Genomic DNA, 12,251 nt, shown 5'->3' on the forward strand with positions numbered 1-12,251 from the left:
TGCACCGTGGATGAAAGGCCTAAGACCGGTTAACAAATTAAATGAACGCCATTGGCGGTGAGATATGCTGGCGGCGGCGCGGAGGAAAAAATTTAATACAATTTTGGCCGTTTGGTCGCCGAGCCGGAATCTGCGATAATCGTTTTTTACTTTTCCAGATTGAGAAACCGATGCAGTACCCGATCAACGAGATGTTCCAAACCTTGCAGGGCGAAGGCTTTTTCACCGGCGTGCCGGCTATTTTCATCCGCCTGCAGGGCTGCCCGGTAGGGTGCAGCTGGTGCGACACCAAACATACCTGGGAAAAGGAAGCCCATCGGGAAGTCGACCTGCAACGGATCCTGGTCAAAACAGAAGAGAGCGACGCCTGGGGCAATGCCAGCGCCGAGCAGCTGCTGGCGGTGATGCGTCAGCAAGGCTACACCGCGCGTCATGTGGTGATCACCGGCGGCGAACCCTGCATCTACGATCTGGCGCCGCTGACCGAGCTGTTCGAACAGCACGGCTACCGTTGCCAGATTGAAACCAGCGGCACCCACGAAATTCGCTGTTCCGCCAACACCTGGGTGACGGTTTCGCCCAAGGTGAATATGCGCGGCGGCATGAAGGTGTTGGATCAGGCGCTGCGGCGCGCCGACGAGGTGAAGCATCCGGTGGCGCGCGAGCGCGACATCGAGGCGCTGGATGCGCTGCTGGCGACGTTGCAGGATGACAAGGCGCGCATTATCGCACTGCAGCCGATCAGCCAGAAAGAAGAGGCGACCCGTCTGTGTATTGAAACCTGTATCGCGCGCAATTGGCGGCTGTCGATGCAGACCCACAAGTATCTGAACATCGCCTAAAATCAGGGCGCCATTGCGGCGCCCTTTCTTTTAACCTTTATATACGCATCCCGCCGTACAGGTCTCTTTCACCATCACCGCCGTCAATTCCGGCAGCTGGGGCTTGAGCTGCTGCCAAATCCAGGCGGCGAGCACTTCGCTGGTGGGATTTTCCAATCCTGGAATATCGTTCAGATAATGGTGATCCAGCCGTTCCCAGATCGGGGAAAACACAGCCTTGAGCTCGGCGAAATCCATCACCCAACCGGTGTGGGGATCCACTTCACCGGTCACTTCCAGACGCACCATAAACGAATGCCCATGCAGACGGCCGCATTTATGGCCCTCCGGCACGTGCGGCAAGCGGTGTGCGGCTTCAAACTGAAAATCTTTAAACAGCGTGGTTGCCATTATTACGGCCTCATTGACTCAAAAACCGCCGCATAGTACCGGAAAGCGCGTCTGCTTGCCATTTATACCGTTATGGTCTACCGCCGCGCTAACCGCGCCTGGTTAACACTTTTTTTGTTTGGTGTTTGCGGTACCTATCGGCTGGGGTTATGAGCCGAAATGTTGAACGGTGAAAAAACGATGAAAAAAAGCGCTTTAATTTCATCTGGATAAAAAACTTTGTTTAACGGTTTAAGCGTTATGCCTTACCAGAAAAACAGCTTAGTCATTTTGGTTATGATTTATTGCTATCCCTTATTTAATCGTTGCTATTCTGCTCGGTAACCTTACAAACTCTCCTGATCTTTTCCGCACACCCGATGCAGCGAAGAGACAGCGACTGACACTGGCGCGCGCCTGGCAGGAAAGGCGCTAAGTATAGGAAATAAGTACAGCAATGACGACTCAGGCTCCTCCAACATCTTTGCTCCCGCTGACGCCCGAACAGCTGGCGCGCCTACAGGCGACGATCGGCGACTATTCGCCGACGCAGCTGGCGTGGCTGTCCGGTTATTTTTGGGGCATGGTCAATCAACAGCCCGGAGCCGTGGCCATTGCGCCTGTTGCCCCTGCGGCTGCCGCCGGCATCACCATCATTTCCGCTTCGCAGACCGGCAATGCGCGCCGCCTGGCGGAGCAGCTGCGCGACGATCTGCTGGCCGCCAATCTGAGCGCCACGCTGATCAGTGCCGGCGACTACAAGTTCAAGCAGATAGCTCAAGAGCGCCTGCTGGTGATCGTCGCCTCCACGCAAGGGGAAGGTGAGCCGGCGGAAGAAGCGGTGGCGCTGCATAAATTCCTGTTCTCGAAAAAGGCGCCGAAGCTGAATGATACCGCTTTTGCGGTGTTCGGGCTGGGCGACACCTCTTATGAGAATTTCTGCCAGTCTGGTAAGGATTTCGACGGCAAGCTGGCCGAGCTGGGCGCCGAGCGCCTGGTGGAGCGCGTGGACGCCGACGTGGAGTACCAGGAACTGGCCGTCGCCTGGCGCAAACAGGTGGTGTCGGTGCTGAAGGCGCGCGCGCCGGCGGAAAGCGCCGCGCCGGGCGTGTTGGCCAGCGGCGCGGTCGATCTGATCGACAGCAGCCCGTACAGCAAGGAACAGCCGCTCACCGCCCAACTGGCGGTCAAGCAGAAAATTACCGGCCGCGCGTCGGATAAAGACGTGCGCCATATCGAGATCGATCTGGGCGACTCCGGCCTGCGCTATCAGCCGGGCGATGCGCTCGGCGTATGGTTCGATAACGATCCGGCGCTGGTGGACGAACTGGTGCAGCTGTTGTGGCTGAAAGGCGACGAGCCGGTCGAGGTGGAAGGGCAAACCCTGCCGCTGGCGCAGGCGCTGCGCAGCCATTTCGAGCTGACGCAGAACACCACGCCGATCGTCGATAAATACGCCGCGCTGTCGCGCGACGAAACGCTGATCGGCCTGCTGGCGGATAAAGCCGCGCTGCAGCAGTACGCGCACAACACGCCGATCGTCGACATGGTGCGCCAGGCGCCGGCGGATCTGAGCGCCGAACAGCTGGTCGGCCTGCTGCGCCCGCTGACGCCGCGCCTGTATTCCATCGCCTCTTCGCAGGCGGAGAACGAAAGCGAAGTACACATCACCGTGGGCGTGGTGCGTTACGACATCGACGGGCGCGCCCGCAGCGGCGGCGCCTCCGGCTTCCTGGCGGATCGTCTGGAGGAAGACGGCGACGTGCGGGTGTTTATCGAACACAACGATAACTTCCGCCTGCCGGCCAACCCGGAAACGCCGGTTATCATGATCGGCCCGGGCACCGGCATCGCGCCGTTCCGCGCCTTTATGCAGCAGCGCGACGCCGACGGCGCCGGCGGCAAAAACTGGCTGTTCTTCGGCAACCCGCACTTTACCGAAGATTTCCTGTATCAGGTCGAATGGCAGCGCTACGTGAAAGACGGCCTGCTCACCCGCATCGATCTGGCCTGGTCCCGCGACCAACAACATAAAATATACGTACAAGACAAACTGCGCGAACAGGGCGCGGAAGTGTGGCGCTGGATTCAGGAAGGCGCGCACATTTACGTCTGCGGCGATGCCAATCGCATGGCAAAAGACGTGGAAAACACATTACTGGAACTGGTGGCCGAGCACGGTGGCATGGATACCGAGCAGGCGGATGAATTTTTAAGTGAGCTGCGCCTTGAGCGCCGTTATCAGCGAGATGTTTACTGATGAGTGATAAACACCCCGGGCCTTTGGTAGTCGAAGGCAAACTGGCCGATGCGGAGCGCATGAAGAAGGAGAGTAACTTCTTGCGTGGCACCATCGCCGAAGATTTGAACGACGGCCTGACCGGCGGCTTCAACGGCGACAACTTCCTGCTGATCCGTTTTCACGGCATGTACCAGCAGGATGACCGCGACATTCGCGCCGAACGCGCCGAGCAGAAGCTGGAGCCGCGCCACGCCATGATGCTGCGCTGTCGCCTGCCGGGCGGCATCATCAGCCCGCAGCAGTGGCTGGGCATCGACAAGTTCGCCCAGGAGAGCACGCTGTACGGCAGCATTCGCATCACCAACCGCCAAACGTTCCAGTTTCACGGCATTCTGAAAGGCAACGTCAAACCGGTGCACCAGCTGCTGAACCGCCTGGGGCTGGACGCGCTGGCGACCGCCAACGACGTGAACCGCAACGTGCTGTGCACCTCCAATCCGGTGGAGTCCGAGCTGCATCAGGAAGCCTACGAGTGGGCGAAGAAGATCTCCGAACACCTGCTGCCGCGCACCCGCGCCTACGCAGAGGTGTGGCTGGATCAGGAGAAGGTGGCCACCACCGACGAAGAGCCGATTCTGGGGCCGACCTACCTGCCGCGTAAATTTAAAACCACGGTGGTGATCCCGCCGCAGAACGACGTCGATCTGCACGCCAACGACATGAACTTTGTGGCGATCGCCGAAAACGGCAAGCTGGTGGGCTTCAACCTGCTGGTGGGCGGCGGGCTGTCCATTGAGCACGGCAACAAGAAAACCTACGCGCGCCAGGCCAGCGAGTTCGGCTACATTCCGCTCGAGCATACGCTGGCGGTGGCGGAAGCGGTGGTGACCACGCAGCGCGACTGGGGCAACCGTACCGATCGCAAGAACGCCAAAACCAAATACACGCTGGAGCGCGTCGGCGTGGACGTTTTCCGCGCCGAAGTGGAAAAGCGCGCCGGCATCACCTTCGCGCCGATCCGGCCGTATGAATTCACCGGCCGCGGCGATCGCATCGGTTGGGTGAAGGGCATCGACGATCAATGGCACCTGACGCTGTTTATCGAGAACGGCCGCCTGCTGGACTATCCGGGGCGCCCGCTGAAGACTGGCATGGCGGAGATCGCCAAGATCCATAAAGGCGACTTCCGTCTGACGGCGAACCAAAACGTGATCATCGCCGGCGTGCCGGAAAGCGAGAAGACGAAGATCGAAGCCTTGGCGCGCGATCATGGCCTGATCGACGACCAGATCAGCGAGCAACGCAAAAACTCGATGGCCTGCGTGTCGTTCCCGACCTGCCCGCTGGCGATGGCGGAGGCCGAGCGTTTCCTGCCGCAGTTTGTCACTAAGGTGGAAGGGATTATGCATCAGCATGGGGTGGGCGACGAGCATATCGTGCTGCGCATCACCGGCTGCCCGAACGGCTGCGGCCGCGCGCTGCTGGCGGAGCTGGGGCTGGTGGGCAAGGCGGTCGGCCGCTATAACCTGCATTTGGGCGGCAACCGCGAAGGCACGCGCATTCCGCGCATGTACCGCGAGAACATCAACGAAGATGAGATCCTGAGCGAGATCGAACTGCTGGTGGGGCGCTGGGCGAAGGAGCGCAACGCTGGCGAAGGTTTCGGCGACTTCACCGTGCGCGCGGGCGTCGTCAAACCGGTGCTGGATCCGGCGCGAGATTTCTGGGAGTGAGGCCGGGCGGCCCCTGGGCAGAGGGGCCGCACAGATAATTTCAAGTATCAGGAGAGACAACATGGCTGAATTCGATCTGGCGGCGCTGAACGCGTTGCCCAAATCCGGGCAGGCGCTGGCATTGGCGGTGGTCAACGGCCAACTGGAGACCCTCAGCGCCGAACAGCGCGTTGAATGGGCGCTGGAGCACCTGCCCGGCGAGTTCGTACTCTCGTCCAGTTTCGGCATTCAGGCGGCGGTATGCCTGCACCTGGTGACGCGTATCCGGCCGGATATCCCGGTGATCCTGACCGACACCGGTTATCTGTTCCCGGAAACCTATCGCTTTATCGATCAACTGGCCGACCAGCTGAAGCTGAATCTGCAGGTGTTCCGCGCGGAGCAGTCTCCCGCCTGGCAAGAGGCTCGCTATGGCAAGCTGTGGGAGCAGGGCGTGGAAGGGATTGAAAAATACAACCAGATCAACAAGGTCGAGCCGATGAACCGCGCGCTGGAGACGCTGGGCGCGCAGAGCTGGTTCGCCGGCCTGCGGCGCGAGCAGTCCGGCAGCCGCGCCAATCTGCCGGTCCTGGCGGTGCAGCGTGGGGTGTTCAAGATCCTGCCGATCATCGACTGGGACAACCGCAAGATTTACCAGTATCTGACCGAACATGGGCTGAGTTATCACCCGCTGTGGGAGCAGGGCTACCTGTCGGTAGGTGATACACACACCACCCAGAAGTGGGAGCCGGGCATGAGCGAGGAAGAGACGCGTTTCTTCGGCCTGAAGCGCGAGTGTGGCCTGCACGAAGGCTAAACGGCGTGATTGACATGACAGGGCTCAGCAATGCTGGGCCCTGTTTTTTTGCGGGCTACTTTTTCTTCTGTGCTTTCGGCGGGTGCGCCTGCGCCAGCTCTTTGATCAGCGGCAGCAGGATCTGCACGCTGTCGCGGCTGCGTTTGTCGATCCGCCCCGGCAGGTAGCGATCCAGATACTGCAGATTGTCATACTGCGGACGGTGCCAGGTGATGCCCTGCGGGAAGTGCGGGCTGACGGCGCGCTGCTGGTAGCCATCTTTGTCGCCCAGCGACCAGTTGGTGGCCTCCACCGACAGCACCGGGATGCCCGCGGCGTCGAACACCTCTTGATCGGAGCAGCAGCCGGTACCCTGCGGGTGCTGTGCGCTGCCCGGATTGGTGGCGGCGGCGATGCCATAGCGGTGGGCGATATCCAGCGCGCGATCGCGGGAACGCTTCGCCATTTGCGGCGGCGTGTTGCGCCCGGCGTTGAAATACAGACGATCGCCGGTGATCAGGCTGTCGAGGTTGATCACCAGCACGGTGTTGCTTTTCTCTTCCGCGCTCATGCGTTGCAGGTAGTTCTGCGCCCCCAGTGAACCGATCTCTTCGGCGCTGGTGGCGACGAAGCGCAGGCCGTAGGCGGTGGGGATGTTCTTCAGGCGTTCCGCCAGTTCCAGCATCACACCGATGCCGGAGGCGTTGTCGTCGACGCCCTGCAGCGTCAAGCCGCCGAGGTTGTTATCCAGATCCTCGTCGCTCTGCGGCGTATAGGTGTCGAAGTGGGCGACGACCACGATCTGTTTTGGGCTGTCGCCGTTGCGGGCGGCGATCACCGAGCTGGCGGTGACGTTGTTCCAGTTCTTCTTGCCGTCTTTGCTGGTGTAGAGATAGCGCGTATTGACGCTGCGAATGTCGCTTTGGTAACCCATCTTGCTGAATTGCTGCTTGAGATAGTCGGCGGTGAGCAATTCGGCCGGGCTGCCCGCCATGCGGCCGGGGAAGTAAGTGGCGATGTGGCGGGTCTGTTCGGCGGCGAAACGGCCCATTGGCGCGTCTTTTACGGGCTGTGCGGCACAAACGCTGAAGACGCCGCCGAGTGCGAGGGCCAGCAGGCTGGTCTTCAGGTAAAAACGGGAAAACATACCGAAAAATCCTTCTTTGCTATCGGCGCTGCCGATCATTTTTCTTCGGCACCCAGTATGAGACGCCGGACGGCATTACACAATTTCCCTGTCTCTTAATTTTCGCGCGAACGCGCAAACCGCCGCCGTGAGTATTACCGTTTGCCTCCTGCGTTGCGGCCTATATTCCATAAAGGAACTAATCATTCCTTTTCGTCATTTCAGAGGCTAAATCTCAGCCCGTATAGTCACACTATCTTTCTGTTATATGAAAAGGCTGTTGTGGACTATCTACCAATATTCGCCGACCTGAAACAACGCCCGGTGCTGGTCGTTGGCGGTGGTGACGTGGCGGCGCGCAAAGTCTCCCTGCTTCAGCGCGTCGGGGCTGAAATACGGATAGTTGCGCACTCGCTCTCACCGGAACTGGAACAACAACGTCAGCAAGGGCGGGTGCTCTGGCTGGGGAAAACCTTTGATCCGCAGCAGTTGGACGACGTGTTTCTGGCGATCGCCGCCACGGACGACAACGCGCTGAACGCCGCGGTGTTCGCTGAGGCGGATAAACGCCGGGTGTTAGCCAACGTGGTGGACGATCAGCCGCGCTGCTCGTTCATCTTCCCGTCGATCATCGATCGTTCGCCGCTGGTGGTGGCCGTATCGTCCAGCGGCCAGGCGCCGGTGCTGGCGCGACTGCTGCGCGAAAAGCTGGAGGCGTTATTGCCCGCCAGTTTGGGGCAGATGGCGCAGGTAGCGGGCCGCTGGCGCGGCCAGGTCAAACAGCGGTTGGCTTCGATCGGCGAACGTCGCCGTTTCTGGGAGAAAACCTTCGGCGGCCGTTTCGCCACGCTGGTGGCCAACGGCCAGACGGCGCAGGCGGAACGGCAGCTGGAGCAGGATTTACACCGCTTCGCCGCAGGCGATGAAGGCGCACAGGGCGAGATCGCCCTGGTGGGCGCCGGGCCGGGCGACGTGGGGTTGTTGACCCTGCGCGGGTTGCAGGTGATGCAGCAGGCGGACGTGGTGCTGTATGACCATCTGGTCAGCGGCGAGATCCTCGATCTGGTGCGGCGCGACGCCGAGCGCATCTGCGTGGGCAAGCGCGCCGGCGCGCACTCGGTGATCCAGGAAGAGACCAACCGGCTGCTGGTGGAGCTGGCGCAGCAGGGCAAACGGGTGGTGCGCCTCAAGGGCGGCGATCCGTTCATCTTTGGCCGCGGCGGCGAAGAGCTGCAGGTGGCCGCCGCCGCCGGCATTCCGTTCCAGGTGGTGCCGGGCGTCACGGCCGCCGCGGGGGCGACCGCCTACGCCGGCATTCCGCTGACGCATCGCGATCACGCGCAGAGCGTGACCTTTATCACCGGCCACTGCCGCCCGGACGGCGATGGCCTGGACTGGGCCGATCTGGCCCGGACGCGGCAAACGCTGGCTATCTACATGGGCACCATGAAGGCGGCGGACATCAGCCAACGCCTGATCGCCCACGGCCGCGACGCTGCGACGCCGGTGGCGGTGATCAGCCGCGGCACGCGCGCCGATCAGCAGGTGCAGATCGGCACGCTGGATCAATTGGAACACCTGGCCCAACGGGCGCCGTTGCCGGCGCTGTTGGTGATCGGCGAGGTGGTGGAACTGCACCACCAAATAGCCTGGTTCGGGCATCAATCGCAGACGGAAGGGGCCGTGCGCCCGGCCGTCGTGAATTTGGCATAGGCAAGGCTTTTAAGGACCTGTTATGGACGAAAAACGACTCACTCATTTGCGGCAATTGGAGGCGGAGAGTATCCATATCATCCGTGAAGTCGCCGCTGAATTCGCCAACCCGGTGATGCTGTATTCCATCGGCAAGGACTCTTCCGTGATGCTGCATTTGGCGCGCAAGGCGTTCTTCCCCGGCACGCTGCCGTTCCCGCTGCTGCACGTCGATACCGGCTGGAAATTCCGCGAAATGTACGAATTCCGCGATCGCACCGCGAAGGAGTACGGCTTCGAGCTGCTGGTGCATAAAAACCCGGAAGGGGTGGCGATGGGCATCAACCCGTTCGTGCACGGCAGCGCCAAGCATACCGACATCATGAAGACCGAGGGCCTGAAGCAGGCGTTGAACAAGTACGGTTTTGACGCCGCCTTCGGCGGTGCGCGGCGCGATGAGGAGAAATCGCGCGCCAAAGAGCGCATCTACTCGTTCCGCGATCGCTTCCACCGCTGGGATCCGAAAAATCAGCGGCCGGAGCTGTGGCACAACTACAACGGCCAGATCAACAAAGGGGAGAGCATCCGCGTCTTCCCGCTGTCGAACTGGACCGAGCTGGATATCTGGCAGTACATCTTCCTGGAAAAGATCGACATCGTGCCACTGTACCTGGCGAAACCGCGCCCGGTGGTGGAGCGCGACGGCATGCTGATGATGGTGGACGACGATCGCATCGATCTGCAGCCGGGTGAAGTGAGCAGCCAGCGCATGGTGCGTTTCCGCACCCTGGGGTGCTGGCCGCTGACCGGCGCGGTGGACTCGCAGGCGCAAACCCTGCCGGAGATCATCGAAGAGATGCTGGTCTCCACCACCAGCGAACGCCAGGGGCGGATGATCGATCGCGATCAGTCCGGCTCGATGGAGCTGAAAAAGCGTCAAGGGTATTTCTAAGGAGCCGCCGGATGAACAACGCAATTGCACAACAAATCGCTGACCAGGGCGGCGTCGAGTCCTATCTGCACGCGCAGCAGCACAAGAGCCTGCTGCGCTTTCTGACCTGCGGCAGCGTCGACGACGGCAAAAGCACCCTGATCGGCCGCCTGCTGCACGATACCCGCCAGATCTACGAGGATCAGCTGTCGACGCTGCACAGCGACAGCAAACGCATCGGTACTCAGGGCGAAAAGCTCGATCTGGCGCTGCTGGTGGACGGCCTGCAGGCCGAGCGCGAGCAGGGCATCACCATCGACGTGGCCTATCGCTATTTCTCGACCGAAAAACGTAAATTTATCATCGCCGATACCCCGGGGCACGAGCAGTACACCCGCAACATGGCCACCGGCGCCTCGACCTGCGATCTGGCGATCCTGTTGATCGACGCGCGCAAAGGGGTGTTGGATCAGACTCGCCGCCACAGCTTTATCGCGACCCTGCTGGGCATTCGCCATCTGGTGGTCGCGGTAAACAAAATGGATCTGGTGGACTATCAGGAAGCGGTGTTCGAGCAGTTCAAACAGGATTACCTGACCTTCGCCCAGCAGCTGCCTGGCGATCTGGACATCAAGTTCGTGCCGCTGTCGGCGCTGGACGGCGACAACGTGGCGAGCGAAAGCGCCCATATGCCGTGGTACAGCGGCCCGACGCTGCTGGAAGTGCTGGAGAGCGTTGACGTGATCAGCGAGCGAGAAAACCAGCCGCTGCGCTTCCCGGTGCAGTACGTCAACCGCCCGAACCTCGATTTCCGCGGCTATGCCGGCACGCTGTCCGCCGGCGTAGTGCGGGTGGGGCAACGCATCAAAGTGCTGCCTTCCGGCGTGGAGTCCAGCGTGGCGCGTATCGTGACCTTCGACGGCGATCTGCCAGAAGCGGTGCCGGGCGAGGCGATTACGCTGGTACTGAAAGATGAAGTGGACATCAGCCGCGGCGATTTGCTGGTCGACGCCGGCGAAAGTCTGCAGGCGGCGCAGAGCGCGCGGGTGGACGTGGTATGGATGGCCGAGCAGCCGCTGGTGCCGGGCCAGAGCTACGACATCAAGATCGCCGGCAAAAAGACCCGCGCCCGCGTGGAGAGCATTCGCCATCAGGTGGAGATAAACACGCTGGCGCAACACCCGGCCGACACATTGCCGCTCAACGGCATCGGGTTGGTGGAGCTGACCTTCGACGAACCGCTGGTGCTGGACAGCTATCAGAGCAATCACGACACCGGCGGGCTGATCTTCATCGATCGCATGAGCAACGTGACGGTTGGCGCCGGTCTGGTGCGTGAAACGCTGCAGGATGCCCCGGCGGCGCGCGGCGAATTCAGCGCCTTCGAGCTGGAGCTGAATGCGCTGGTGCGCAAGCACTTCCCGCATTGGGGCGCACGCGATCTGCTCGGTGGCCGATAAGGTGGCCGCTGAACTGAGGGTGACCGGGCCGGACGATGAGAACGTGGTTTGGCATCCGCATGCGGTGACGCGTGCGGATCGCGAAGCGCGCAACGGCCACCGCGGCGCGGTGCTGTGGTTTACCGGGCTGTCCGGCTCGGGAAAATCCACCGTCGCCGGCGCGCTGGAGCAGGCGCTGCATGGGCTTGGCGTCAGCACCTATCTGCTGGACGGCGATAACGTGCGTCACGGTCTGTGCCGCGATCTCGGTTTTTCCGACGAGGATCGGCGCGAGAACATCCGCCGGGTGGGGGAAGTGGCCAAGCTGATGGTGGATGCCGGGCTGGTGGTGCTGACCGCATTCATTTCGCCGCACCGCGCCGAGCGGCAAATGGTGCGCGAGATGCTCGGCGACGATCGCTTTATCGAGGTGTTCGTCGACACGCCGTTGGAGATCTGCGAGGCGCGCGATCCGAAAGGGTTGTATAAAAAAGCGCGCGCCGGCGAGCTGCGCAATTTCACTGGTATCGACGCGGTTTATGAGGCGCCGCAGCAGCCGGAAATCCACCTCGACGGCCAACAATTGGTAACAAATTTGATTGCGCAATTGTTAGACGTGTTACGTGGTCAGGCTATTATCAAACCCTGAATTCAAAAAAAGCGTGTGGCGTTTTTCGCCATGCGCTTTTTACTCTAAGCCGCCGCAGAGCGAGCCGAATAACCAGGGATCACTATGCAAAATGTCACGCCTATCTTGATCGACTCCAAGCAGTCAAAACAGGAGAGAGAGGAGCCTTCTTATTCTTTCCTGGGCGGCGTCAGCGGCTTTGTTTTCTACTGGCTGGCGTTCGCGTTGCCGTTTCTGGTTTACGGTTCCAACACGCTGTTTTTCCTGCTCTATACCTGGCCGTTCTTCCTGGCGCTGATGCCGCTGTCGGTGCTGATCGGCATCACCCTCAGCATGCTGTTGCGCGGCCGTCTGATCCTGACGCTGCTGCTGACCGGCGCGATCGTGCTGTGCCTGTTCTGGCTGGTGTTCAGCTTCCTGACCGGGTGGTGAGAGAGCGGGCGCCGATGCCGGCGCCCGAAGGGGAGTAGAGCG

At 61.1% G+C, this 12,251-nt stretch carries 11 protein-coding genes; 9 read left to right on the forward strand and 2 right to left on the reverse strand.

The window, feature by feature from the left end:
* Nucleotides 1-170 precede the first annotated feature (170 nt).
* Complete coding sequence (queE, locus tag GT753_RS15595) at nt 171-842, forward strand: 7-carboxy-7-deazaguanine synthase QueE (protein WP_004932641.1); 672 nt, start codon at nt 171-173, stop codon at nt 840-842.
* Between the two features lie 30 nt (nt 843-872).
* Here the strand turns inward: queE and queD are convergent, their stop codons facing one another.
* A complete protein-coding gene (gene queD / locus GT753_RS15600; RefSeq protein WP_004932638.1) occupies nt 873-1,232 on the reverse strand; it encodes a 6-carboxytetrahydropterin synthase QueD in 360 nt (119 codons plus the stop codon).
* 436 nt (nt 1,233-1,668) lie between these two features.
* Between queD and cysJ the strand changes: the two genes are divergently transcribed.
* The 3 genes from cysJ to GT753_RS15615 all read left to right on the forward strand — a co-directional run bounded on the left by cysJ (nt 1,669) and on the right by GT753_RS15615 (nt 5,982).
* The gene (gene cysJ, locus GT753_RS15605) at nt 1,669-3,471 is read left to right on the forward strand and encodes an NADPH-dependent assimilatory sulfite reductase flavoprotein subunit (RefSeq protein ID WP_160125744.1); all 1,803 of its coding nucleotides are present in this window, start codon (nt 1,669-1,671) and stop codon (nt 3,469-3,471) included.
* Nucleotides 3,471-5,186 (forward strand): assimilatory sulfite reductase (NADPH) hemoprotein subunit, encoded by a 1,716-nt coding sequence (gene cysI, locus GT753_RS15610; RefSeq protein WP_160125745.1) that lies wholly within the window; start codon nt 3,471-3,473, stop codon nt 5,184-5,186. Before cysJ ends, cysI begins: the two co-directional genes overlap by 1 nt.
* A 61-nt stretch (nt 5,187-5,247) precedes the next feature.
* Nucleotides 5,248-5,982, forward strand: a complete 735-nt coding sequence (locus tag GT753_RS15615; protein WP_015376681.1) for a phosphoadenylyl-sulfate reductase — start codon at nt 5,248-5,250, stop codon at nt 5,980-5,982.
* Between the two features lie 55 nt (nt 5,983-6,037).
* Here GT753_RS15615 and GT753_RS15620 read toward each other — a convergent pair whose 3' ends face one another.
* Nucleotides 6,038-7,108, reverse strand: coding sequence for an aminopeptidase (locus GT753_RS15620; RefSeq protein ID WP_031300380.1), 1,071 nt, complete (start codon nt 7,106-7,108; stop codon nt 6,038-6,040).
* 261 nt (nt 7,109-7,369) lie between these two features.
* On the opposite strand from GT753_RS15620, the gene cysG reads away from it, so the two are divergent.
* From cysG to GT753_RS15645, 5 genes are all read left to right on the forward strand, one after another.
* A complete protein-coding gene (gene cysG / locus GT753_RS15625; RefSeq protein WP_160125746.1) occupies nt 7,370-8,800 on the forward strand; it encodes a siroheme synthase CysG in 1,431 nt (476 codons plus the stop codon).
* 22 nt (nt 8,801-8,822) lie between these two features.
* Nucleotides 8,823-9,731 carry a sulfate adenylyltransferase subunit CysD gene (gene cysD / locus GT753_RS15630; protein WP_160125747.1) on the forward strand — a complete coding sequence of 303 codons (909 nt, stop codon included), beginning with the start codon at nt 8,823-8,825 and terminating at the stop codon, nt 9,729-9,731.
* A gap of 11 nt (nt 9,732-9,742) precedes the next feature.
* Complete coding sequence (gene cysN / locus GT753_RS15635; RefSeq protein ID WP_075684535.1) at nt 9,743-11,170, forward strand: sulfate adenylyltransferase subunit CysN; 1,428 nt, start codon at nt 9,743-9,745, stop codon at nt 11,168-11,170.
* Entirely contained in the window at nt 11,109-11,798 is a 690-nt protein-coding gene (gene cysC / locus GT753_RS15640; RefSeq protein ID WP_230857973.1) for an adenylyl-sulfate kinase, read from the forward strand. Before cysN ends, cysC begins: the two co-directional genes overlap by 62 nt.
* A gap of 84 nt (nt 11,799-11,882) precedes the next feature.
* On the forward strand, nt 11,883-12,209 hold the full coding sequence (locus GT753_RS15645) for a DUF3561 family protein (protein ID WP_004932611.1): 327 nt from the start codon (nt 11,883-11,885) through the stop codon (nt 12,207-12,209).
* Nucleotides 12,210-12,251 lie beyond the last annotated feature (42 nt).

Origin of the sequence: Serratia sp. Z4 (genome assembly GCF_009900725.1) — a bacterium.
Classification (GTDB): Bacteria; Pseudomonadota; Gammaproteobacteria; order Enterobacterales; family Enterobacteriaceae; genus Serratia; species Serratia nematodiphila.